The sequence below is a fragment of the Bacillus sp. L_1B0_5 genome, from assembly GCF_000836715.1.
In the GTDB taxonomy this organism is placed as follows: Bacteria; Bacillota; Bacilli; order Bacillales; family Bacillaceae_G; genus Bacillus_A; species Bacillus_A thuringiensis_S.
Window position 1 is genome coordinate 1 of the sequence record NZ_JXIS01000029.1, and the last position, 25,317, is coordinate 25,317.

Sequence of the window (25,317 nt, forward strand, 5' to 3'; positions counted from 1 at the left end):
TTGCAGAAAAACGTTGCAACCGTAAAATCTTCAACGTTCTATCGCCCCACGCTTCTCAAAATTGCGAAAACCAAGCTAAAGTAGGTAGTGTGGTGAGTCAGCGTACAAGATACTTATGTTCTCACCGTAGGGACTGCGGGTAGAGCCTGCTAAGATAACTGGTGGATACATCGGTGTTCGCAGGAATCTCCCACTTCAAACAGTCCGTTAGGACGTTAAGTGGTGAGTAGTTCAATAGATAGATACGAAATTCATATGATTTATTAATTATCCTTCATTTCAGCTCCATTTCGGCATGTGTCTGTTATACAATAAACATATACTTGAAAGGCAATGGAGTAACTGTTTATTGTATAACAGACAATTAAGATAGCTTCCTGTCATCTCTTGCCCGAAACCAATTCATCTTCACCTACTCAATTCGCATTCCTTTTGGAAGGAGTCTTCTTGGCTAAAATGACAAAAAAGTTGAGGATTCCCCCAACTTTTTTATACATTTATTTTCTTATTAATCCTGTAGATGTAACCTGATATGTTCTTTTCTTTCCTATATATTCTTGTTTTCCATTCTCAAGGTTAGTTAAAGTCGCTCTTGTTTTTTCCTTTGCTGCTTCCCCTTCTATATGAGTAAATTCTATATAATCTCCCACTTTTATAGATACTGTTTGGGTTTCAGCATTTTGTTGTCTATTTCCCATGATTTCTTTATTGTACATAACGCTACCAGACGAGTTCTGGACTTTAATACTTGCATATGTACTATTGAAGTGAGAATGCGGTACGCCAGCTTCTAATTTGATTTTCAGCTCTTCTACTGTTTGATTATAATCTACTTTTGCAATTTCTCGATCACTATATCCTTTTAATGACCATGCAAATTGTTTTCCATCTAGAATTGTTGTCTCTGGCATTTTTTCTAATTTCTTTAAGCCCTCTTTTGTAACCTGGTATCTTGCTGTCTTTCCAATAGTTTCATTTTTGTTATTTTCAAGATTCATTAATGTTGCGCGTGTTTTTTCCTTTACTGCGTCTCCTTCTATATGAGTTAATTCAATGTAATCTCCCACTTTTACGGGCACTGTTTGGGTTTCAGCATTTTGTTGTCTATTTCCTATGATTTCCTTATTGTACATAACGCTACCAGACGAGTTCTGGACTTTAATACTTGCATATGTGCTATTGAAGTAAGAATGCGGTACACCAGCTTCTAATTTGATTTTCAGCTCTTCTGCCGCTTTATTATAATCCATCTTTACAATTTCTCGATCACTATATCCTTTTAGGGACCATGTAAATTGATTTCCGTCTAAAATTGTTGCTTCTGGCATTTTTTCTAATTTCTTCAAGCCTTCTCGTGTGACTTCATACATTGCTTTTTTTCCAAAGCTTTCTTGTTTACTGTTGTCTAAATTTGTGAAATTCGCTCTATGTACACCTTCAAGATGTGTTAATTCAATATAATCTCCTACTTTAACTGGAACTTTTTGCGATTCAGCATTTTGTTGTTTGTTTCCATAAATATCTTTATTATATACTACTTTTCCTGATGCATTTTGTACTTTAATACTCGCATACGTTTCATTAAAATAATGATGCGGTACGCCTGCTTTTAAGTCAATTTGCATTTCTTCTGTCGACTTATTGAAATTGATTTTTGCAAACTCAAAATCACTAATTCCTTTTAGGGACCATGCAAATCGATTCCCTACTAAAATATCAGAATTTCCATTTGTAATTCCTACTTTTTTCTCTACAGTTCGATCAAATATATCTGTTAATGTAATTTTAGCAAAAGCTGTTTGAGGCAATTGCATAGTTTGACTTACCTCAGTTTGGTAGGACTTAATATTATCAATTACTTTTAAAGGTTGTCCCATTAACTTTTCATTGTCATAGATTTCAATTTTCCCTTTAAACTGTGGAGTACTTTGTTCTTTCAATTTCCATGAAACATTTAATTTTCCAGCTTCCAAGCGAGTATTTTGGATATCAAAATCTAAATTTCCCATTTCTGGTTGACTAGGCTGATTTATATTAAAAGTTTTTCCAGTACCAATAGTTGATTGAGTATTTCCTCCTGCCCTAACCCATAGATATTCTGAAGTTGCTCCTCCATCGTATTGATAGGACGTATCATGTTGCCCAGAGATACGCTGATTATTCCAAGAATTCCATTGTTTATCTGAAACTTTTCTGCTGTATCCATTTTTAAGACGTGCTTCTCTTACATCTTGTCCATTACCAGCCCAGTCCTCTTGAAACATCGATATACCATAGTTAAATGCAACATTCGCAACTGGATGATCCATAATAGCAACTAACTTCCATTGATTTAATGTATTATCTTTTATCCACTGGCCAAACTTTGTATGGCCATCTTCTTGCCAAGAGCGTAGAGTCATTCTATACCATTCACTATCTTTCCAATTATAAGTTGTTTGTACCTTCAGACCTGTTCCTTCTCCACCAAATCTGCTGGCTTCTGAAGTCGGCGATAAATATTCAGCTTTTATTGCTTGGTTTGATGCTATTGGATCCCAAAGTGCAAAGTGAAGGGTACGTTTACCGAATTGATCAAAACCACTTTGTTGTTGGAAGCCCGCATAACCACCACCCTCCCCTCCCTGATTCCAGTTATGCACAGCCCAATACGTATAAGGTGCTGTTTGGACTGGTGACCAGTCTATGCTAATAATATCTGAAGCAGCAGTATTTTGTGGTGTTACATAAACTGATGGGGCATGTGATCGGGTTGCTGCCTCTGTACTAGAAATTGGTGCTCCATACATTGACAACATGGTACAAGCCGTTGAAACCATAACAATTCTTTTTATTTTCCCCTTTGTTTTTACTTTAAACATAACTTCCTATCTCCTTTTAAATTATTTTAGTTACATTGAATAATAACCCTATATATCCCTTTAAACAAATTACGTAATAAAGTAACATTAGCTCTAAAATCTAAATATATTCTATGTTTTTTACATTGCTATTATTAATCAAATTATAGTATTTTGTATTAAAATCGTATGATTTAGGACTACATATAAAGTGAAAATTTTACAAAATTTCATAAATATGTAGTTTTAGATATTTATGATGAAAGAACCACTAAATAACTTAATTGATTTTATAAAAGATTTCCTTTCGTTATTGATTACACTATTAAACCCAGAATTGTTTACTAGAAAAATGTTATGTAAACTTCGGTTTGCCGATTAGACAATATAGTTTATCAATTTGCTGATATCTTATCATTATTTAGAAAGAGCCTACGTAAAAACGTAGACTCCTTTAGGTATCTAAACATTACATATATAACAAACATAAAAAAAATTACATCGAATTCTTCTGTTAGTTTATTTAATATTTAATGACGTAGATAATGTATTCCAAGGTGCATTTGTAGATGTATTTTGATATTTGAATTGTCCATTTTGCTGTCCCGAAGCATCCCATTTATATTCCCAACCATCAACTGTTCTATCACCATTAATATCAATCATCTTAGAATCTACTTTTTTTAGTTTTTGACCACTCATTTGAGCAATTGGATTTCTACCATATCCCATTTCATTTGTATAAATGTATAAATAGCTTCCTCCATGATCTTTAACCGTACTTAAATTGTTTGGACCAATAAATTCAACTCCGCCTAATTGAGATTCAACTTTTACCACATTTAATGATGTTAATGGTGGTGCAGGTGCTGCAGATACATCTGTCGCTAAGCCAACTGTTGCTCCCACTACTAATGATGAAACTCCTAAAATCATTCTTTTTAGCATATACTCATCCCCTTTATATTTAATACAAATTGATTCTATCATACTAAATTCATACCTTTCCTTCTCTGTGAAAGAGTTAACAAAAAGTACCTATTTATATATGAAATTGTGCATATTCATTGCATTTTTACTATTTACACTTACTACTAATCCTACTACAGCATATTTGCTTCTCTACCTTGATTGACTTATTACATTTAGCCTCGTTTCAAGCTGGTTTTGTAAGAGCTAATAAATGGTGCGTAGTTTAGTGGTTTAACAAATAAAGAATAGAGTTGCAAAGCCAACTCTATTTAAGTCGGCTTTTCCTCTAGCATTATAAGCAAGATCCACCACTTGCATCAATTAACTCACCAGTTATCCAACGACTGTCTGATGATGAAAGAAAACCTACAATATCAGCTATATCATTAGGTTCTCCCCACCTATTAAAAGTTGATAAACCTGCAGCATATTTTTGTCCATCTCTATTCCCCAATGTCTCAGCGTTCATTTCTGTATTAATTATACCCGGGAGAATTGCATTTACTGTAATACCGCGGGCACCAAGTTGTTGTGCTAAAGTATGAGTGAGTGTATTAATTGCCCCCTTAGATATGCTATAGGCAAAAACACTTGGGGAGGCTACCCGTGTGACAAAAGACGAAATATTGATAATTCAGCCTCCATTTTTTAAACGTGGCAAAGCCTTTTGAATAATGAAAAATGGAGCTTTCACATTAATATTCATAACCTCATCAAAAGACTCCTCTGTAGATTCCTCTAACGTTAAAATCTGCCCAATTCCTGCGTTGTTTACAAGGATATCAAGTGTAGTATCACCTATATATTTTTGAAGAGATTGATCCATCATTGAATACAATTTATTAATACCGTTAAAGGTACTTAAGTCTGCACTAATCGCAAATGCGGAACCGCCATCTTGTTTAATTTTATCCACTACACTTTCTGCTTCTTCTTTTCTTTTACTATAGTGAACAACGACTAACGCACCAGCCTGTGCCAAATGTAAGGCAATGCTTCGGCCTATTCCTCTACTAGCCCCTGTTACTAATGCAATTTTTCCCTTCAATTTATTCATCTCATCATCCCCTTGTTTAAAAAATTCTACTTAGTTATATCACAAGATACCCTTTGAAATGTTGCCCTTTCATTTGGTTTCCTTAAAGAACCTAGATAGTATTGCTACTAATTTTATTTAATACTAAACATCTAATTTTCTTTTGATGATATAGTGCCCCATATCAGTTAAGCTAGGAAAATGAATACCAAAAACTAAGAAAATTATAAAGTTAAGATTGTAGTACCTGAAAAATATTTAGTTTCTAAACCCTTGTTAAGTAGCTACGATGAGCAATTATACTAAACTAATAATGAAAAAAGGATCTGATATGAATATCAAATCCTTTTTTACAATGTATAATTATTTCACAGCTTCTTTTAATTCTTTTCTAGCTTTAAATGTCGGTGCTTTAGAAGCATTAATTCATATTAAATTAACATAATTATATACAGTTTTAACGAATTATATGTTGAACTTATTACATTCCAAGAAGTCCTTTACTTTTAGAATCGACAATTCTTCATTACCCTTAGACTTGCTCTAGGTCCCCTGTAGGGATTTTTCCGATAAACTAACATACTTCTTGTACGCTTTCTGAACCTTATCTCTACTATTTTGTATCCAGTTCAATGTTAAATCTTTTATCAAAATAGAAGTTAAAAAAAGAGCATGAAATAATATATATGAAATTAAATGAATATTAAGATGCATTCCCAGAGTCCTGATACATACTTTATTTAAATTGGAGAAAAGAAATCATTATCTACCCAGTTTTCGAGCGACTTATGGCTTCTTTTTTTCAAAAGAACGTGCACTATTCATACATAAATAATATATGGGATCTATTTTCAAGTCCATTACACTTATTCCTTTCTTAATTAACCCTTTTTATAGTTAATTTCGAATCTTGCTTTTGAGTTCTAAACCCTAATGCGATAGCCGCTCCAATACAGCTTGAAAAACATCCAGCAAACAAATACAGGGATAGATCTGACTCACCGATTAAAACGGAAGCTACCCCTCCAATTACAGGGAATAGCGCAACCATATATCCACTTCGAGCTCCTCCGATTTTTTCTACAAGCTTCAAATAGAATAACCATGCTACAAAAGAAGCAAATAGAGTTAAGTATATCAACATAGATACATATGAAAACGATGTAGGAAATGCAAATTCCTGTCCTTGAAATAATACAATTACTCCCATCAATAAACTAGCTACTGTAAATCCAATAGCATTTGCATAGATAGGGTTCACCTTGTGGCCTGCATTTCGTGCCGAGCTCGCATCACCTATTGCTGTAAGAAGCGTACCTAAAATTGCGACCATAATTCCGTTTATATCATTGAACCCTTGAAAATCATTCAATTTCGGATAGATAAGAATACATACTCCTAATACCCCTAAAATCACTCCAAACAAAACTCGTGAATGTAACTTTTCTTTCAAAAAAATTCGAAGTGCGATTGGAGTCAAAATTACCTTTAATGAAAAAATCAATGTTACAATTGCCGCAGAACTCAAAATTGTAGCGTAATAAAGGCATAAATAGCTTATTGCAAAGTTACATATACCAAAAACTATTACAAATGGGATATCTTCTTTGGTTGGCATCCCACTTGGTCGAAAAAAACAAACAAGCATCAAAAATAAAAAAGCTGTCATAACCAGACGGTAAGTTAAAGATAACTCTAAGCTGACAGGAGTTCCTTGAATTTTCACTGCAATAAAGTTGAGTCCCCATACAATCAAACAAAATATGTACATAAATATTGTCATAATTCTCCTCCTAGATTAAATTTTTTTATAAATTCATTATTTATTTATACTGTCATTTCTAAAAGGTACAGTTTACAATAAATACAAATGACAGATGGGGTATTAAAATAATGAAGGAACTAATATTTAATATAAATCGAAAAAGTAAAAATCCTATGTATCAACAAGTTTATCAATATATACGAACTCAGATTTTATCTGGTAAATTAGAACAAGGTAAAAAGTTGCCATCAATTAGACAACTTGCTAACCAATTAGAGGTCAGCAGAAACACAACTCAGGTAGCCTATGAACAACTGCAATCAGAGGGGTATATTCGAAGTGAGAACAAAAAAGGTTTTTTTGTAGAGGCTATTACATCAGATGAAACACTTAATTCTGAACTTATTAGAGAACAGCATCATGAAACAAATCATACTACCATGAAAACTATTGATTTTAAGATTGGGACAGTGGATCAAGAAAACTTCCCTTTAAAAAAGTGGAGAATGATTACAAACAAAATTCTTAAAGACTCTAGCATGTTTTCATACGGAGAAAAACAAGGCGACATTAAATTAAGGAAAGCACTAGCAGATTACTTATTTCAATCAAGAGGAGTTACTACTTCTGCAGAACAAATTATTATTGGCAGTAGCACACAACATTTGTTATTAATTTTGTCACTAATGTTAAAGCAAGACTATCATTATATGGCAGTAGAAGATCCTGGATATAACGTGGCAAGGGAGCTTTTTGTTCTTCAATCATTTAATATTGATCCAATTCCTGTAAAAGAACGAGGCATTCAAGTCGATTTTCTTTTAAAATCGACTTCTAGACTTTTATATGTCACTCCTACTCACCACTTTCCGTATGGAGTGACCATCCCTGTCAATGAAAGACTAAAGTTAATTGGATGGGCAAAAAAGGTGGAGGGCTATATTATTGAGGATGATTATGATAGTGAATTTCGATATATCCATCAACCTATACCGTCTCTTCAAAGTTTAGATTCAAATGATAGGGTCGTTTATTTAGGAACTTTTTCAAAGGCACTCCTCCCCTCTATTCGTGTCAGTTATATGTTTTTGCCTAGACGGCTAATAAATGAATATAAAAAGATACTCCCTTTACTTGAACAAACATCCTCATCTATTCATCAGCGAACATTGGCAACTTTTATGAATGAAGGATATTGGTACTCACACTTAAGGAAGATGAAAGCTTTGTATAAACGTAAAATGAATCTATTAAATAAAGAATTATCAAAGCATTTTAAGGAATATGTCAAGATTAAAGGTGGTAGCTCCGGTATTTTCGTTATTATTGAAGTGAAAACAAAATTGAGTGAAAAAATGCTAATTGAAAGAGCACATGATCACGGTATTATAGTTTATCCTTGCTCAAAATATTTCTCGGAATATTTACCAGAATATCCTCATATTCAACTTGGATTTGGTAATTTATGCGAAGAAGAGATAATAAAAGGAGTCTCTCAATTAGCAAAAATTTGGTTCTAATAGGAAAAGAGATAGAATAATTAATCAATGAATGATTTTATTTAATTATTAATAGAAATCCCTTTAGTATTTTGAATTTTTTTACACTAAGTGATATTTTATTTTTTTATGCATAAAAAAAGACACCTTTAAGGTGTCTTCCTCCAAATTAATAACTGCATGTTATATCATAAACTTTCTTAATAATTATTAATTTAATCTTTGCTTATAAATATATCCTTTTAACATATTTTTTGAGAAACGATTTGGATATAGAGCAATAAGCATTTCATATGGACTTCCTTTCCAATAGCATTTTAATGGCGTCCATAATTTTTGTTTTATTAGCCATTTTTGATTAAATACTTTTAATAGCTGTTTTTCACCCAATTTTTCTTTCTCTTCAATAGTCCACCTTAACGCCTCTAATGCTTTACGTTTAGACCAATATCCAACAGGAGTAACTCTAAATTCCCATTCTTTAAAACGCTCTATATATAAATCATTAATCATTCTAAACGGACTATTCCCCCAAATCATTTGACATGCTGATGCTAATCCATGGGTCTTTAACCATTTTATATTGTATATATCAAGCAATTGTTTAGGGGTTAATCTCTCTTTTTCTTCAATGGTCCATTTCAATGCTTCTAATGCTTTTTCTTTAGTCCAGAAGTTATTAGGGGTCATGCCAAATTCCCATTCTTTAAAACGACCTGGATAAAGATCATTAATCATTGCATACGGGCTACTATTCCAATACATAGCCAGAGGTGCACTAAGCTTATTTTTTTTCAACCATTTTTTCCCGTATAATCCTAAGAGTATTTCTTTTGAAAGACCCTCTTTTTCCTCAATAATCCATTTCAAAATTGCTAATGCTTTTTCTTTAGTCCAAAAATTCAAAGGAGTCATACCAAATTCCCATTCTTTGAACTGATTTGGATACAAATCATTAATCGCTTTAAAAGGGCTATTTTCATACCTATGTTTGAGTAATCCTCGTAGCCTATACTTTACAAGTAATTTTGTATTCCACTTTTTTCTTATGTCTTCCTTATTCCATTTTAAAATACTGTTAAGCAAATATGTTAATACCCTCCGCGCCATTTTATTATCTATATCTTCTTTCCATGTATTTGGAGGAAATCTAATTCTTTTTCCATCTAATATTTCCTGATAAATATCTTCTATAGAAATTTCTTTTTTTAACAATATATAAATCCTCCTACAGTTTGTATTAATATTTATACACTATCATCATCTTCAATCAATATATCTATATTAAAAAATATAATTAAAATACCCATTAAAATCAATAATAAAATTATTTTTTGAAAAATTTCTAATAATTAACCAAGTAAATATTTATTTTAATTTTCTAATTATTGATTTATACTAAGTTAGTATTATTATATTTATATATAAGGAGTGCATTCGTATGGAGAAGATTAGTAAAAGCGATATTATTCGTACTGTTCCGCAAAGCGGTTTTTTCGGACACCCTAAGGGGCTGTTTACCCTATTCTTTACTGAGTTTTGGGAGCGATTCTCTTACTATGGGATGAGAGCAATATTACTTTACTATATGTATTATTCAATCTCACAAGGTGGTTTAGGGATGGATCATGCGACCGCAGCGTCAATTATGGCCATCTATGGATCTCTCGTTTACATGTCTGGCATTATTGGTGGCTGGATTGCAGATCGTCTACTAGGTTCAAGTAGAACAATTTTTTGGGGTGGAGTTTTAATCATGATAGGTCACCTGATTTTAGCTCTACCAGGAACTATAAGTACTTTATTCATATCTATGGTGTTTTTAGTACTTGGTACAGGTTTATTAAAACCTAATGTATCTAGCATTGTTGGTGATTTATATAGTGAAAAAGATACTCGACGTGACTCAGGTTTCAGTATTTTCTATATGGGTATTAATTTAGGTGCGCTTTTATCTCCTTTTGTTATAGGAACACTTGGTCAAAAGTATAACTTCCACCTAGGTTTTGGTGTCGCTGCAATTGGTATGCTATTAGGCTTAATTATTTTCGTTCTTACAAAAAAGAAAAACCTTGGTTTAGCAGGAACACAAGTACCAAATCCTTTAACAGACATCGAAAGAAAAAAAGTTATTATACAGTTTAGTATTGGTACAATAGCTATAGTACTATTTTGTATTTTAACGATACCAACAGGTATTTTAACTATTAATCGATTCACTTTATTAGTAAGTATCTTAGGTATTCTCATTCCAACTGGTTACTTTATTTTTATGTATCGTAGTCCGAAAACTACAAAAATTGAAAAGTCTCGTTTAATTGCTTATATACCATTATTTATCGCGGCTACAATGTTTTGGGCCATTCAAGAACAAGGAGCTATCATTTTAGCTTCATATGCTGATCAGCGTACTCAATTAAAGTTGGCCGGATTTGAACTTCAATCTTCATGGTTTCAATCATTAAACCCTATTTATATTGTTTTGTTAGCACCGGTATTTGCTTGGTTATGGGTAAAGCTTAATTCACGTCAACCAAGTACTGCTAATAAATTTGCTATTGGTTTATTATTTGCTGGTTTATCCTTCTTAGTTATGATTATCCCTGCATATATACATGGTACAGAATCCCTTGTAAGCCCTATGTGGTTAGCGATTAGCTTCCTGTTAGTAGTAATTGGGGAACTTTGTTTATCGCCTGTAGGTTTATCAATTACAACCAAATTAGCACCAGCTGCGTTCTCTGCTCAAACAATGAGTCTGTGGTTCTTAACTAGTGCAGCTGCACAAGCTATAAATGCTCAAATAGTTCGATTGTATAATCCTGAAACAGAAATTATTTATTTCGGTGTAATTGGTGGCCTTTCAATCATTTTAAGTGTAATTTTATATTTTATGGCCCCAAAGATTCAAGTTTTAATGAAAGGCATAAAATAAAAAAAACTGTGCTAAAAACTTGTTATAATGCAAGTTTTTATGCACAGTTTTTTGGATAAATAATTATTTATATATTTATTGTATGCTAGTTCATCATCATATTGATTATGTAAATAGCTTTTCTAATAACTTTGAACATCCTCTACTGTATATTCTAACCTTTTATTTACTTTTGAAAGAGGAAAAATTAACAGAGAACTCACTTTGAACTACCCCCACTTCGTTTAGTAGTGGGGGTAGTTCAATCATATATCATTACCCAATATTTTTCTTCTATCTCACCTTCTTCAATAACTTTTTTCCAGCCCATATTCTCATAAAATTTTAGTGCTTTTTGATTTTTAGAAACACACTTTAATCTTACTGGTGTATTCATCTTTTCTATGGAGGCATGAAGTAACTGTCTTCCAGCCCCCTTACCAAAGAACTCAGGATGTACAAATAAGTTGTGTATAAAGTTTTCAGGTAAATATAAAGAAGCAAATCCGAGGATATGATTATCTTCCTCTGCTAGTATTATATGTTCTCCTTCAGTATGTTTATCAAAATCTTCTAGAGTCATTTCATTTCTATCTAGCCAATGAAAACTTTCGCGCCGTGACTCTAAATATATCCTTCTTAAATTAGGGTAGTCTAATGCAGTTGCTACTCTAATATTCATTTTCTCACTCTCTCTTCCTTTTTTAATTGAATAAATCTAACCGTTTCCTCTAGAAACGGTTAGATTTACGAGAGAAAATTTATTCACTCGTATCTCTTTAAAATAATGGCTGCATTATGACCTCCGAAACCAAATGAGTTAGATAGACCTATATTTATTTTCACTTGGCGAGCAACAGATGGTACATAATCCAGATCACATAATGGATCAAGATTTTCTAAGTTAATTGTTGGAGGAACTGTTCCTTCCTTTAAGCTCATTGCTAAAGCAATCGCTTCAACTCCACCAGCTGCCCCTAACATATGACCAAGCATAGATTTATTAGCTGTTACCGGAATTTGATAAGCTTGTTTTCCAAACAACTGCTTAATAGCCATCGTTTCAGAGATGTCCCCCACCTTTGTACTTGTTGCATGTGCACTAATAACATCAACTTCTTCAGGCGATATATTGGCATTTTTTAAAGCAGATCTCATTGCAAGATAAGCACCTTTACCTTCCGGATGCGTAGCTACGATGTGGTGCGCATCTGAACTTGCACCATATCCAATGACTTCTGCATAAATCTTTGCCTCTCTACGTAAAGCGTGAGATAAAGATTCTAAAATTAAAATTCCAGCTCCTTCTGACATGACAAATCCATCTCGATTTTCATCAAATGGACGACTAGCCTTAGTGGGATTATCATTTCTTGTTGATAATGCTGTAGCGTTACCAAAGCTGGCTATTGATAAGTCTGTTATAGCTGACTCTGTTCCACCCGCAAATATAACGTCAGATTCCCCAGAACGAATTAGTCTAAAGGCTTCTCCGATAGCTGTATTTCCAATTGCGCAAGCAGAAACAGGTGACATAGAAGGCCCCATCGCATTCCATTTGATACTAATTTGTGCTGCTGCAGCATTAGACATTATGGCAGGTACTAGAGTTGGGCTGACTCTTCTGGGTCCCTTCTGCCTCAGCGCATCAACATTTTCAATCAAGGTTTCAATCCCTCCGATACCTGAACCTACGTATACACCTAATCTTTCTATATCTATACGATCGAGGGCTAACTTAGAATCTAACCAAGCTTGTTCTGCTGCAGCCAAAGCAAATTGAGAAAAACGATCTAAACGTCTTGCTTCTTTCTTTCCTAAAACTTCATCTGCATCAAAATCTTGGACGATACCCGCTATTTTTGTTTTATGATTGGTAACATCGAAAGTATCGATATTGACTATACCAGATTCCCCTTTAATTAGATTGTTCCAAAATGTTTTGATGTCGTTTCCTATAGGAGAAACTACTCCCATACCAGTAATCACAACTCTTTCCACTTTGCATTCCCTCCAATCAATAATATACTTGTATTTTACAGTCAATTTATCCTATTACAAGGGGGGATTTATCCTAGTATAACTACTACTAGGATAAATTGATAAGATAAGGAGTTTTAAAAATGAATAATAAAACAAGGCTTGACGCTCTGTCGGCATTCTTAAAAGCTAAGCGCGCCCAAATTAGTCCAGAGTCTATTGGTTTGTCTGCCGGAAACCGGAGAAGAACACCTGGGCTACGAAGAGAAGAGGTTGCACAGTTAGCAGGTGTAAGCACCACTTGGTATACATGGCTAGAGCAAGGAAGGGATATAAAGGTTTCTACAATCGTACTTGATTGTATTTCTAAAGCTTTGCAATTAAATAATGATGAAACAGACTACTTATATGACCTGGCATTCGAAACAAATTTAGAAATTACAAGTCCAAAAAAAGATCAATCAAAGCTTAGTCCTTCTTTAATACGAATACTAGATGAATTAACATATTGTCCGACTATCATTACGGATCGCCATTGCCATATTGTGGGCTGGAATCCTGCAGCTGCTTATGTTTTTTTAGATTTTGAACAAATACCGAATGATCAAAGAAATTTAATTCGTTTAGTATTCTCTAGAAAAGAATTAAAAGCATTGGCCGTCAATTGGGAACATTTTGTGAAAGGTTTTCTTGCTATTTTCCGTACCTATTATGGACGCTATTTAGACGATGAATGGTACAGCCAGTTTATTAAAGAAATGAGTCATTCCCATTCAGAATTCCAGGATTTATGGCAAGAAAGCCAAGTGAGTAAGGCTCCAGACATGATAATTGAATTCAGACATGCTAAAGCAGGCAAAATGTTGTTTAATTTAACTTCTCTTCAAGTTCAAGGTGATATGGATTTACGGTGCAGTATCTATACGCCAGTAGAGGAAACAGATACAGAAAATAAATTAAAGCGATTAATGAAGAGGGCTTCCAGTGAAAATTAATAAATTTTATAAAGAGGTATCATGCTATAAAGTTCGAAGACAAGCCTAAATTTCATCTTATTTTTTCATTATATAAACTCTACTAATTTCTCTTTTCACTTAAAGGTTTTGTTTAAAATAAAAAAATAGAGCCTCAGGAACAGGATCCTCAGACTCTATTTTTTTATTTTATATAGGACAACATAACTTTCTCTAATTCTTCTTTACTAACATCATTTGCAAGTATTATAACCTGATAAGCGCTATTCTTTCCTTTTGCAGGAACAATTCCTTCCATGTACTTCGTATTACTTTCAGACGATTCTGCAAAAGTAATGTTTGCACCTTCTATTTCATAATTTGTTATCTTTTCACTCTCTTCCATTATCCCGTAAAATGGATTTTCTTCTTTACCTCTAACTACAGATTGATTCACAACATACCAAGACAACGAATCTCCTCTGTGATATTCAGAAACAATAACGGGGTTCTTCCTACCAGGAAACAACGAAGTTTGAACTTCTTCACCAGCTAGTTTAAACCCATTTACTACAACAGGTGGTGTCTTAATTTGAAAATCAAGATACTTCTGTGCTTCCTTTTTAGTTAATCTAAAATCCGAATAAATTTTCCTTCTAAATGTTTCAATTTCTTTTTCATTTTCCTTAAATTTGTTCTGTTCCTCTGGATCTAATTTGTCAGGATTCCCCACTAACCTTATTTTTTTACTCAAAGTATATGACTCTGTTTCTAATTCAATAAACCGTTTAAATTCTTCTTTCGTAAACAGCTTTCGCGCCACTCCAAGTTCTGTAAGGAAAATATTGTACTCTCCTTCGGTAATTAAAAATTCTGCTTCTGCCTGTTCTTTTGTACCAATCATTTTTTCAACTATTTGCTGCAAAGAGTTATCGGGTTGTGTTTTTAATCCTTTCATACTATTTTTCTCTTCTATTTGTTGTTTCTTAGAGTTAGTTGGCATATCAGCACGGGCATTTAATAAGGACACAGATGATACTGCAATAACTGCGACAACCCCTAGCGCAGACCAACGATATGAATTTTTTTGGAATTTTTTAATCATTAGAATTCTCCTTTTTAATGCTCTTTTATTTTTACTAAAATTCGCTATACTTGGTACATGATAATAACCTGAGTAATGCTCCAAAAGACTAATAATCGTATGTCCATACGCAATTTGTTCCTCTGCATCTATACATGTAAGAGCTAGTGCATCACATGCAAGTTCTTGATCTTCTCGCATACATGAGTAGGCATACCAGAGAATAGGGTTAAACCAATTTAAAATGAGTAGGCCATGCATAAGCCAATTTATACCAACATCTCTTCGCTTAATGTGAGCTAATTCATGATGGAAAATATAGCGTAGCTGTTGTTCATCTAATATGTTCATATGTACACTTGATAACAGCAACTTAGGCCGAATAAATCCGAACACTGTTGGACTGGGAACCTTTCCAGATACTAGTAGAGGAACATCCCGTTGTACAGACATAGATTTCTTACACTCTTCAAAAATTTTGACAATCTTCTCATCTGTAATAACAGGTTGTTTTTTTATGTAAAGTAATAAACGCCTGTTCATTATAATAGTAGCAACGCTTAGAAGGATAACGCCAATAAGCCAAATGTAGATAATAATTGTATAAAATGAAACCTTCTTGTCATCCTGCTTTTCATATTTGTATGTCTGCACCTTGTTTCCCTCAGCAGCTAGTTCTGAACTAGGGGTATCTAAATCTTCTTTAGTGTTCGATTTTGCACCTTCTGTATATTCGAATTCCTGTATACGTTCTTTTATAAGAATACTGGTTACAGGGTTTCGGCTAGAAATGAATGCATCATCATTCTTGTAAGTAAGAACAGAATAAATACTATAGGAACTATCTGGCGACCAAGGTAAAACAAGCCTTATAATTAATATCATCCATAGCATGTATTGCCAACGTGGAGTTAATTTATTTCTAAACAAGACCTTGATACATAAGATTAGGACCACTAATATACTAGCCATGGTAGAGGTCTCTATCAACCAATCGAAAAAATGAGGTAGGTAGACATTTATAAACATTTCTATCATTATGATCTATCCTTCCTCTGATTTTCCTCAGTTTTCTCATCCAGGATACGTTTAAGCTCGTTAATGTCTTCTGAAGACAGCTTTTCTTCTTTCAAGAAATTTACCAGTAAAGGTTTAAATGCTGCACCATAGAAACGTTTAAGGAAAGATTTTGTTTCTACTTGTAAATAACTATCTTGCGAAACCAAAGGATAATAAGCGTACATTCGCCCTTTATCTTGATGGTAAGCAATTGCTTCTTTGTGAACTAATCGATTAATTAGTGTTCGAATCGTTTTGGGTTTCCAATCCATTTTCTTCTCCAACTCTTCAATTACTTCATTTGCCGTTTGTGGAGATTTTGACCACAGTACTTTCATTACTTCTAACTCAGCTTCTGAAATCTTAAGTAATTCTTTCATTGTTTTAAATTACACCTCCCTCGGATTACATCTGTAATCTGTAACTGAATATTACACTTGTAATCTTATGTTGTCAATCATATTTAATGTTTGTAGAATTCTTTTTTATACCCATTAATATTTAAAACAAAAAAATTAACAAGTCCATCCACTATTGTATTATTGTCAATCCCAGAACCTTATACTGCAATTCCCTCATATAATCAGGTCATCATACTTAATAGCACACATTGAGACTTTTTGTTATTAAATTCAATTTAATTCTTATATTCTTTTTGCACTAGTACACACTTGAAAATTAACTAAAATTTATTATAATTAAGCATATATTAATACACCAACATGATGTTAAGTTTGATTTAATAAAAATTATTTATATTTATTTTATATGTGAATTTTACGAATTTTTCGGAATGATATCCATTGTCGCTTATACATATAAGTAACTATAATCGTTACACCGAATTGAATAGATGTCTATTAAAATTCAGCATCATCACAAACATATAAATATAAAAATAAAAAATCTCAATTTGGTAATACAATAGATTGGTAGCGGTGTATATTTTTATGAAGCGCAAATTAATTACAACTGGTCTCCTCGCAGGGACTATATTATCCTATTCTTCTAGTATTTTTGCGGATACTCAAAAGTTTCCTGATGTTCCAAAGTGGGCAGAGCAATCTGTTAATTATTTATTGGAAAAACAAGCTATATCAGGTTTACCAGATGGTACCTTTGGATCAAACGCTACGTTAGATCGAGCTTCCGCCGCAACAATTATAACAAAAGCTTTAGGGATAAAAATTGATACAAAAGCCAAACCTTCTTTTACAGATACCCATGGCCACTGGGCTACTCCGTATATTGCTGCTGCTGAAAAAACGGGCATTATTAAAGGAGAAGGCAATGGAATCTTCAATCCATTCGGAAAAGTTACTCGTGCTGCCATGGCTACTATGCTAGTAAATGCTTATAAACTACAGAGTACAACAAATGATAATGGCCAAAGTAAATTTGAAGATTTAAAAGGGCATTGGGGAGAAAAATATGCAAATATTTTGATTGAATTAAAAATTTCTAATGGTACTGATAACGGCTGGCAACCAAATAGATCCATAACACGCGCCGAGGCCGCTCAACTTACTGCTAAAACTGATATGATATCTAGAGAGATGAATAGTGACTTAAAAGAAAAAGACTATACAAATACTAATCCTCTTCTAAATCAGCATCAAAAGCGTTCAGGTAAAGTAATTGAGAAAACAGAAGAAGGTTTAGTGGTTTCTGATGAAAACTCAAGTGTATACGCTATGGTTTCTTGCCCTGAGATCCTTAGAGATATTCAGATTGGGGATACCGTTACTATGTATGGTCCAGATTTTATGAGAAATCCATCAAATGATGAATTATCTGCTAAAGCTCCAATCGTTGAAAAGTTGGCAAAATAAATATTAGGTTTCCAATGGGAAAATGCCCATACTAATAAGTATATAGATGCTATTTCTCTAATATCTATGATTGTATTAGTTATTTAAAATTGATATTAATTTAATTTGTCTAAAGCTAAAAACAAGAAGTTTCTTACAATTAAGAGGCTTCTTGTTTTTTATAAATCTATTTATTTAGAGTAATTTCATGGGTATTTTATTATAAGCTAAGTAGTTTAAGGTTTCTTGCCCCAAGTTTAAAAAGTGTAGGAATTAATGTCTTTCTACACTTAGAAATGTACAAGGACATGTATCTCTAAACAATTTTGACAAGAAAGTCTAAATTTCCACCTACAATTAAATTATAATTTGAGCCCAACTGACACAGTGATACTCGTCATCAAAAGTGTTAATCTTCAGACTTTCACAAATCAAGGAACAGAGCTAGGAACTACAAATAATATAACAGTAAGCTGTGATTTTGCATTTGCTAATTTTGTAGACTTGCAAGTAACTTCTGAACCAACCCTATAATACTAACTAAAAAGACCGTCCCCCACCCTCGTTTTACAATTAATACTCCTTAGTAACTTTTTATTAAAAGAGTATATTGCAACAATTTTTCATTTGGAAATGAATTTATCAATGACTAGGTAAAGATAATTTCTCTACAATTTCTCTCCACTCAAACTCATAAGCCTCTGGACTTCTTATAACATAAATTGGAATATTTATACCATTCATATTTTTAATATTAAATGTAAATCTTATAACGTTTAATGGTAACAATTTATTATCAATACTTTTCATTATTTCTTGTATAGAAAAATCCGGAAACTCAATTGTAATATACTCTAAGTTTGGAGTATATTCTTCTTTTGTTATCTTTGTATATCCATACTTGCTATCATACACATTTATAATTGAATGTAAAAATGAGATAGCCTCTTCCTTTTTCTTAGACTTCATATCATATAAATAATAGACTTGATTATCTATATAAACCCTTGCAAGATACTTCTGTTCTAATAAATTCTCTCCAGTAAAATAAAAATTCGGGTTATTTTTTAAATTACTTATTAACTCCTCACATCTAGGAATCTGATGAAGCCAAGAACTACATACTACAATACTCTCATCAATTATTTGCGCAGTAATGTTCATACAGCGTAATTTATTTAATGCCAGGATACGATGTGTTCCATCTAAGACAAGATATTTGTTTGATGCAGTTCTCATAACAATTGGTAGGTCACTCAAGGCTTTTTGAGCATCAATATTGCTTTTAATTTTAATTAATTGTTCTTCATTATATTCTTCAAAAAAAATTAATTCTTCATATGGAATAAATTTGATTTCATAAACCATGATTTTAGCACCTCTCTTAATTTCCTACACTTCAATCTTTATTATCAACAATAAAAACCCTATTTTTAGGGGATACAATATTAAAGTAAAACTTCTAAGCAACTATTAATCAAATAAAGGAACTGTAATTAAAACAGATTACAGTTCCTTTTAATAAAAAAGCTTAATATAAGCTTAGCACTTTTCCTAATCCCTCTTGTTTCGCCTTCTCATAAATGGCATGAGCACATGCAATATCTTCAATAGCCATTCCCATAGGATTTAATATAATAATTTCTTCATCGGTCACTCTTCCTAATTTTTTACCAGTTATAATATCACCAAGTTCTGCATGGAGCATTTCTTTTGAGAATTTCCCTTCTACAACGAGCTGATTAATTACCTTCTTTTCTCTATTTGCTTGATCCCAATCATCTACAATTACCTTATCAGCCTTTAAAAAAGCTTCTTTTTCTATATCCATTATAGAGATATTACTAACAAAAGTTCCTTTTTGTATCCAATCTGCTTCTATATATGGAGTGTCTGCTACCGTGCATGTTACAAGTACCTCAGCTTGTTCTACCGCATTTTTTGCTGATTCTGTTACCTGAAAATCGACATGACTATAACGTTCTTTCATTTCTTGAGCAAAAGCTTTTGCTTTTACATTATCCAAATCAAATAGATTAATTTGTCTAATATGATTAAACTGTTCTAGTAAAGAATTTATGTGCATTTTAGAAATTAATCCGCAACCGATAATTGATACATTTTGAAATCCTTTTTTTGCCAAATATTTTGCTGCAACTACAGTAACAGCTGCTGTTCTCATAGAACTAATAACACTACCTTCTAAAATGGAAATTGGAAAATTTGTTTCTGGATCATTTAAAATAATTAGTGCACTAGCTCTTTCCATATTTTTTTTGGTCGGATTATCAAACTTACTTCCGATCCATTTAATCCCTGAAATAGAAGGTTCTCCAAGATACGCTGGCATAGCAATAATTCTATCTGCGATATGCTCTCCTTCTTTATTAGTCTTTAAATAAGGCTTTAATGGTTGACTAAAGTTCCTTTCTGAATGTAATGTTAGTGCTTGTGTAATAGCTTGCACATAAATGTTGGCCTTATAACCACCTAAATCAATAATATCCTGTTTACTAAGATAAATTAATTCTGGTTTTGTTTCTAATAACATAATTAACACTCCCTTAAAATAATATCTATTTTTTTAAACTAAAATGGAATCATTAATTGATTGTGGTAATTCAATATTATGTTCATCTAACCATTCATCTGAAAATATAGTATTATAATATCGATCACCTCTATCTGGTAATATCGCTAATACTTTTTTAGACTTTGGTAGTTTATCTATTAGTCTTAGAGCAGCACATACAACTGCACCAGAAGATCCACCAACTAATATCCCTTCTTTTGATACAAGCTCTCGTGTTATAAAAAAGGAATCTGCATCATTAACGTAACTTAGATCATCATAAAGACTTCGATTCACATTTCCAGGTACAATCGCATTTCCTATCCCCAAAAGCCTTCTTACCCCAGGCTTTCCTCCGAATATAACTGATCCCACAGCATCGACAGCCATAACTTTTACGGATAGATTTAATTTTTTCATTCCTTTTGCAACACCCGTAATTAATCCAGCAGTACCTACAGGACATACAATCCAATCTAAAGTATCATTAAAATCATCATAAATTTCTTGAACTAAAGTATGCACGTAGGCCTCAGGATTTTCAGGATTGTTATATTGATTAGGCCAATAAGCTCCATCAATAGAATTCGCTAAGTCTTGTGCTATTACGAGTCTTGCTTTTAAGTAGTTTCCGTGTTCATCTGATACATCAACCATATGGACTTGGGCACCATATGATTTAATAAGATTCAGATTCACTTTACTTATTTTAGGGTCAACTACACAAATCATTTTATATCCTTTCATCTTTGCTACTAACGCTAAACCAATTGCAAGATTCCCAGAAGAGGATTCAACAATTGTTCCTCCTGGCTTTAACTGTCCACTATTTTCAGCATATTCAATTACTCGCTTTGCAACTCTATCTTTCGAACTTCCTCCAGGATTAAATCCTTCTAATTTTACATATAGTTGAGCACTCTCAGGTGGGACCAGCTTATTAATTTTTACAATAGGTGTATCTCCTATTAATGAAAGAACGTCATCATGAATCATGTTTTTGCCCCTTTTCACATTAATTAGCTCATTTAATTTTTATAAAAAACCAATACCCTCATTCCAATCTTTTTCAACTTAAACTTCACATAATAAGACTGGATCAGTATACAACCTGATTGATTTTCCCCATAATTCCAACAGTTCATTCCAATCCTCCTCTACAAAATCTTCTCGGATTAGAAAACTTAACGGAATGTTTAAATTCAAAATACGTCCACAATTTAATTTAAATTTAGTTACACCTGCAGGTAGTAGTAAATTCGACTCTACTAATTGTTTGATTTGATACAACTCTAGCAAAGTATAGCTAAACACTATGCCGTCTGAAGGAATTAATTCGTCATTTGTTATTCTAGTAAACGGATATTTATTTGTATAAGCATTAACAATTTCTTTCCAAATTCTAATTTTTATTTCCATATCTTTTTCCATTTCTGGATTAATTGCTAGATCATACTTTATTCCATTAACAAACACTGTTGCAATTAAATTTTCACCTTCAATATTTTCACTTAAGAAAATATTAGAATTACTTTTTAATACCTCTAATACTCCCTCACTATCTGATATATGATGTGACCATGCTCCAATTGATAAATAATCTGCTTTAACGACCTGAACAACCATCCTTTTACAATTTAATTGCTTCAAAGATAACGTCCTATGTGCTCCATCAAGGATTAGATATTTATCTTCAGCTAATTGTAAAGCGATTGGAGGATTCTTTAAGACCTGTTCATTTTTAATCTTATGACTTAACTTTTTTAACCTTTCATGTTCATATTCTTCATGTAAATATATTTGCTCCGTTGGAATAACTTTTAAATCATCTAGCATACCATTTCCTCCTGGAAACTATTATCATTATTTAAGATAAAGTTTTATATAAATCTATTAATTCTTTAAGAAGAATTTCTTTAATACTAAATGTATATTTTTTATTTTTTGAACATTTTAAAGCAACTGAGACAATATAATCAGGATCTAATAAAAAGGAATTATATAAAAAATCACCTCCTTTAATAATCCCGCTATTTTCTGGCACAGGAATAGATACAGGATTTGTGTAAAACCCTGTTCCTTTGGCTTTTAACACAGCTTCCTTCCTTGTCCAAATTCTAAAAAACATCTCTTTCTTATCTGTAGACTTTATCTGATCTAATACCAATTTAATTTCTCTTTCACAAAAAACTACATCCATAACATCTAAACAATTTCTATTGGTCTTTTCAACATCTATTCCAATATATTTTTCTTTAGCAATTCCACAAACAATCATCTGACTTGTATGTGATAAATTAAAATACATAGGATTTTGTTGTTTATTGGACTCCCAATTTACATATGGCTTTCCAAAACTATTTTTTTTCAACAAAATATCATTTACTAACAAATCTAATTGTTGTGCAAATAGAGATTTCACCAGCAACCTTCCAAGTAAGAACTCAAGTTTTTTATGCTCTACTAGGTAACTATAAAATTCTACCTGTTCTTCTTCATCTAAAACATTCAAACACCAATTAAAATCTGATATTTTTATATTTTCAGGTATTTTTAAATATAAAACGGCTACTCTTTCTTGCATTATTCTTCCTCACAATAATATTTCATTTATCATCCATATTTTCAAATAAATTTATTTAATTGTTTTCTAATAATTCCTTAGAAATTAAATATAGCAACTCTTTTTCTACGTCTTTTAAATAGAAATGATTTCCTGGTAACATCTGAACTTTAAACGCTTTACTAGTGTGTTTCTCCCACTGTTTTAGATGCTCTAAACGAACTCTACTATCCTCTGTTCCACCATACGCCACAATAGGACAATTTAATTTATTTCTTTCTTTATATACATACTTTTCACACACTTCAAAGTCCGCACGTATAGTAGGAATAATTAATTCCATTAACTCTTGATTACTTAATATTTCTTCAGATGTTCCTCCCATTTCTTTTAATTTCTCAATAAATATAGGTACAGATAAATCATGTATATTATTTGTTATTGGCGATAGATGAGGTGCCCTAAAACTCGAAATAATTAACTTTTCTGGAGATGTTGAAAAATTTTCTTTTAGATACCATGACATTTCATAACTTAATAATGCCCCCATACTATGTCCAAAAAATACATAAGGCTTATCTAATAAAGGAAGAATCTCTACTGCTAATTCACATATAATAGATTGGATATTATTGAATGGTTTCTCCATAATTCTATTTTCTCTACCTGGTAATTGAACAGCAATTATCTCAACCTGTTCCGGTAATTTAGTTGCCCATTTTTTGAAATTACTGGCACTTCCTCCTGCATAATGAAAACAAAATAATCTCATACTAGTTGGAAAAGAATTTACCTTATTATATTTTTTGAAATATAGCGATGGTGAATAAATATTATTCATATCAAACACACCTTTAAAAATTAATTTAAATTAGAACTAAGATTGTATAATTTTTTACTTATCTCTTCTAAGAATATATCAATATGGTATGCAATATCTTCAGCATGCGCAGACTGCATCATACTATAATGAGTTGCGTTTAGTTCTATAACTTTTAATTTTTTTTGCACATATTTCCCCCAAAATAAGGTATCATCTTCTGCATGATTATTTTCTTTATGTGGATGATTTGCAGTAAAAAGTAATATATCTTGATCCAATTTTTCTGGTTGATAACTCCGATAAGCATTAAGATTTGTTTGAAATACCTGAATCATCTTTTCTAGATCTTCAACTTGTATATCTTGCTTAAACTTTGAATGATTTTTCAAATAACTTATTACATAACGAATACGTTCATCTTGCATACTTAAATTTTTGTATCCTAATATTAATTCTTCGGATACTTCTAGGTTATATTGCTTCATTAAATCATTCATAAATACGGCTAAGTCATCCCATTCTGATGAATCATTATATATATCTGGTGCCCATGTATCTAGCAATATAATGGCTTCAACCTTTATTCCTTTCTCAACTAATTGTCTCGCCATTTCAAAAGCTACAACCCCACCAAAAGACCATCCACCAATACTATAAGGACCCTCTGCCTGAACATTCTGCATTTCCTTAATATAAAAATTAGCCATTTCTTTTATATTTGTTAATATTGTTTCTTCACTCTCTAATCCTAGCGACTGAAAAGCGTAAAAAGGACGCTTAACCCCTAAATATTTAGCTAATTCAAAATAACTTATAATATGTCCACCAATAGGATGAACAAAGAAAATAGGTCTCTTATTCCCCTTTGGTTGAAGAGGTACTATTGAATTATTAACTTTATAAATTTTATTTCTATCTATTTGTTTCGCTAATGCAGCAATTGTTCCACTTTGAAAAATAACAGTTAACGGAATTTTCACATTAAAAGTATTTTTAATTTTTGACATTAATTGAACAGCCAATAGAGAGTGCCCACCAATTCCGAAAAAATTGTCATATACAGAAATCCCAGAATAACCTAGTAGCTCTTCCCAGATTTCAACTAATTTTTTTTCAATATCTGTTTTGGGTTCGATATATTCTGTTCGTTTAATTAAGGACATATCTGGAGCAGGCAATGCCTCCTTGTCTACTTTTCCATTAATTGTTAAAGGTATTTTTTCTAACAACACAAAAGCACTCGGTACCATGTAATCCGGCAACTGCTCTGACATATAATTGCTAAGTTTCTCAACCTCATCAGCTGTAAGATCATCTCCAATAATGTACCCAACTAGTCTTTTGTCACCTGGAATGTCTTCTCGAACTAAAACAATACCCTCACGTATTTTAGAATATTGATTAAGTATAGTTTCAATCTCTCCTAATTCAATTCTAAATCCTCTC

Annotated in this window: 19 protein-coding genes and 2 pseudogenes; 4 read left to right on the forward strand and 17 right to left on the reverse strand. The window is 32.3% G+C overall.

The features are described from left to right. Nucleotides 1–497: 497 nt before the first annotated feature. The 4 genes and pseudogenes from RT27_RS10240 to RT27_RS10255 form a co-directional block, all read right to left on the reverse strand. Nucleotides 498–2,861, reverse strand: a complete 2,364-nt coding sequence (locus RT27_RS10240) for a putative mucin/carbohydrate-binding domain-containing protein (RefSeq protein ID WP_043936023.1) — start codon at nt 2,859–2,861, stop codon at nt 498–500. Between the two features lie 498 nt (nt 2,862–3,359). Then, complete coding sequence (locus tag RT27_RS10245; RefSeq protein WP_000919890.1) at nt 3,360–3,788, reverse strand: DUF4879 domain-containing protein; 429 nt, start codon at nt 3,786–3,788, stop codon at nt 3,360–3,362. A gap of 316 nt (nt 3,789–4,104) precedes the next feature. Further along, nucleotides 4,105–4,869, reverse strand: a pseudogene (locus RT27_RS10250) (SDR family oxidoreductase). A gap of 856 nt (nt 4,870–5,725) precedes the next feature. Continuing rightward, entirely contained in the window at nt 5,726–6,631 is a 906-nt protein-coding gene (locus RT27_RS10255; protein ID WP_043936024.1) for a DMT family transporter, read from the reverse strand. Between the two features lie 110 nt (nt 6,632–6,741). Between RT27_RS10255 and RT27_RS10260 the strand changes: the two genes are divergently transcribed. After that, nucleotides 6,742–8,133 (forward strand): PLP-dependent aminotransferase family protein, encoded by a 1,392-nt coding sequence (locus RT27_RS10260; protein ID WP_043936025.1) that lies wholly within the window; start codon nt 6,742–6,744, stop codon nt 8,131–8,133. A gap of 189 nt (nt 8,134–8,322) precedes the next feature. Here RT27_RS10260 and RT27_RS10265 read toward each other — a convergent pair whose 3' ends face one another. Continuing rightward, nucleotides 8,323–9,327, reverse strand: a complete 1,005-nt coding sequence (locus RT27_RS10265) for a DUF4046 domain-containing protein (protein ID WP_043936026.1) — start codon at nt 9,325–9,327, stop codon at nt 8,323–8,325. A gap of 226 nt (nt 9,328–9,553) precedes the next feature. On the opposite strand from RT27_RS10265, the gene RT27_RS10270 reads away from it, so the two are divergent. Continuing rightward, on the forward strand, nt 9,554–11,047 hold the full coding sequence (locus RT27_RS10270) for a peptide MFS transporter (protein WP_016083267.1): 1,494 nt from the start codon (nt 9,554–9,556) through the stop codon (nt 11,045–11,047). 125 nt (nt 11,048–11,172) lie between these two features. On the opposite strand, the pseudogene RT27_RS35730 reads toward RT27_RS10270, so the two are convergent. From RT27_RS35730 to fabF, 3 genes and pseudogenes are all read right to left on the reverse strand, one after another. Next, nucleotides 11,173–11,256: pseudogene (locus tag RT27_RS35730) on the reverse strand (GNAT family N-acetyltransferase); the annotation flags it as partial. 32 nt (nt 11,257–11,288) lie between these two features. Then, a complete protein-coding gene (locus RT27_RS10275) occupies nt 11,289–11,708 on the reverse strand; it encodes a GNAT family N-acetyltransferase (RefSeq protein WP_016083266.1) in 420 nt (139 codons plus the stop codon). Nucleotides 11,709–11,791: 83 nt separating this feature from the next. Then, nucleotides 11,792–13,027, reverse strand: a complete 1,236-nt coding sequence (fabF, locus tag RT27_RS10280) for a beta-ketoacyl-ACP synthase II (protein WP_043936027.1) — start codon at nt 13,025–13,027, stop codon at nt 11,792–11,794. Between the two features lie 122 nt (nt 13,028–13,149). Here fabF and RT27_RS10285 point away from each other — a divergent pair, with 122 nt between their 5' ends. Then, nucleotides 13,150–14,001, forward strand: a complete 852-nt coding sequence (locus RT27_RS10285) for a helix-turn-helix transcriptional regulator (protein WP_016083264.1) — start codon at nt 13,150–13,152, stop codon at nt 13,999–14,001. Nucleotides 14,002–14,164: 163 nt separating this feature from the next. Here the strand turns inward: RT27_RS10285 and RT27_RS10290 are convergent, their stop codons facing one another. Beyond that, a complete protein-coding gene (locus RT27_RS10290; protein ID WP_043936028.1) occupies nt 14,165–16,081 on the reverse strand; it encodes a M56 family metallopeptidase in 1,917 nt (638 codons plus the stop codon). Continuing rightward, nucleotides 16,081–16,482 carry a BlaI/MecI/CopY family transcriptional regulator gene (locus tag RT27_RS10295; RefSeq protein WP_016083262.1) on the reverse strand — a complete coding sequence of 134 codons (402 nt, stop codon included), beginning with the start codon at nt 16,480–16,482 and terminating at the stop codon, nt 16,081–16,083. Before RT27_RS10295 ends, RT27_RS10290 begins: the two co-directional genes overlap by 1 nt. A 558-nt stretch (nt 16,483–17,040) precedes the next feature. On the opposite strand from RT27_RS10295, the gene RT27_RS10300 reads away from it, so the two are divergent. After that, a complete protein-coding gene (locus tag RT27_RS10300; RefSeq protein WP_231577688.1) occupies nt 17,041–17,934 on the forward strand; it encodes an S-layer homology domain-containing protein in 894 nt (297 codons plus the stop codon). 621 nt (nt 17,935–18,555) lie between these two features. Here RT27_RS10300 and RT27_RS10305 read toward each other — a convergent pair. From RT27_RS10305 to RT27_RS10335, 7 genes are all read right to left on the reverse strand, one after another. After that, a complete protein-coding gene (locus RT27_RS10305) occupies nt 18,556–19,281 on the reverse strand; it encodes a hypothetical protein (RefSeq protein ID WP_016083260.1) in 726 nt (241 codons plus the stop codon). 163 nt (nt 19,282–19,444) lie between these two features. Next, the gene (gene sbnB, locus RT27_RS10310) at nt 19,445–20,464 is read right to left on the reverse strand and encodes a 2,3-diaminopropionate biosynthesis protein SbnB (RefSeq protein WP_043936030.1); all 1,020 of its coding nucleotides are present in this window, start codon (nt 20,462–20,464) and stop codon (nt 19,445–19,447) included. A 33-nt stretch (nt 20,465–20,497) separates the two neighbouring features. Next, nucleotides 20,498–21,481: a 2,3-diaminopropionate biosynthesis protein SbnA gene (sbnA, locus tag RT27_RS10315; protein ID WP_043936032.1), complete on the reverse strand. Its 984-nt coding sequence runs from the start codon at nt 21,479–21,481 to the stop codon at nt 20,498–20,500. Nucleotides 21,482–21,559: 78 nt separating this feature from the next. Then, complete coding sequence (locus tag RT27_RS10320) at nt 21,560–22,321, reverse strand: ParB N-terminal domain-containing protein (protein ID WP_043936033.1); 762 nt, start codon at nt 22,319–22,321, stop codon at nt 21,560–21,562. A 31-nt stretch (nt 22,322–22,352) separates the two neighbouring features. Beyond that, a complete protein-coding gene (locus RT27_RS10325; protein WP_043936035.1) occupies nt 22,353–23,069 on the reverse strand; it encodes a 4'-phosphopantetheinyl transferase superfamily protein in 717 nt (238 codons plus the stop codon). Between the two features lie 55 nt (nt 23,070–23,124). Then, a complete protein-coding gene (locus tag RT27_RS10330) occupies nt 23,125–23,889 on the reverse strand; it encodes a thioesterase domain-containing protein (RefSeq protein WP_016083255.1) in 765 nt (254 codons plus the stop codon). A gap of 20 nt (nt 23,890–23,909) precedes the next feature. Then, the coding region (locus tag RT27_RS10335; protein ID WP_043936037.1) for a thioesterase domain-containing protein at nt 23,910–25,317 on the reverse strand (1,408 nt) is incomplete at its 5' end.

Bases quoted from the DNA above. Each gene is read 5' to 3' on its own strand.
- RT27_RS10240 (WP_043936023.1), bottom strand. From the start codon at position 2,861: ATGTTTAAAGTAAAAACAAAGGGGAAAATAAAAAGAATTGTTATGGTT.
- RT27_RS10245 (WP_000919890.1), bottom strand. From the start codon at position 3,788: ATGCTAAAAAGAATGATTTTAGGAGTTTCATCATTAGTAGTGGGAGCA.
- RT27_RS10255 (WP_043936024.1), bottom strand. From the start codon at position 6,631: ATGACAATATTTATGTACATATTTTGTTTGATTGTATGGGGACTCAAC.
- RT27_RS10260 (WP_043936025.1), top strand. From the start codon at position 6,742: ATGAAGGAACTAATATTTAATATAAATCGAAAAAGTAAAAATCCTATG.
- RT27_RS10270 (WP_016083267.1), top strand. From the start codon at position 9,554: ATGGAGAAGATTAGTAAAAGCGATATTATTCGTACTGTTCCGCAAAGC.
- RT27_RS10275 (WP_016083266.1), bottom strand. From the start codon at position 11,708: ATGAATATTAGAGTAGCAACTGCATTAGACTACCCTAATTTAAGAAGG.
- RT27_RS10285 (WP_016083264.1), top strand. From the start codon at position 13,150: ATGAATAATAAAACAAGGCTTGACGCTCTGTCGGCATTCTTAAAAGCT.
- RT27_RS10290 (WP_043936028.1), bottom strand. From the start codon at position 16,081: ATGATAGAAATGTTTATAAATGTCTACCTACCTCATTTTTTCGATTGG.
- RT27_RS10295 (WP_016083262.1), bottom strand. From the start codon at position 16,482: ATGAAAGAATTACTTAAGATTTCAGAAGCTGAGTTAGAAGTAATGAAA.
- RT27_RS10305 (WP_016083260.1), bottom strand. From the start codon at position 19,281: ATGGTTTATGAAATCAAATTTATTCCATATGAAGAATTAATTTTTTTT.
- sbnB (WP_043936030.1), bottom strand. From the start codon at position 20,464: ATGTTATTAGAAACAAAACCAGAATTAATTTATCTTAGTAAACAGGAT.
- sbnA (WP_043936032.1), bottom strand. From the start codon at position 21,481: ATGATTCATGATGACGTTCTTTCATTAATAGGAGATACACCTATTGTA.
- RT27_RS10320 (WP_043936033.1), bottom strand. From the start codon at position 22,321: ATGCTAGATGATTTAAAAGTTATTCCAACGGAGCAAATATATTTACAT.
- RT27_RS10325 (WP_043936035.1), bottom strand. From the start codon at position 23,069: ATGCAAGAAAGAGTAGCCGTTTTATATTTAAAAATACCTGAAAATATA.
- RT27_RS10330 (WP_016083255.1), bottom strand. From the start codon at position 23,889: ATGAATAATATTTATTCACCATCGCTATATTTCAAAAAATATAATAAG.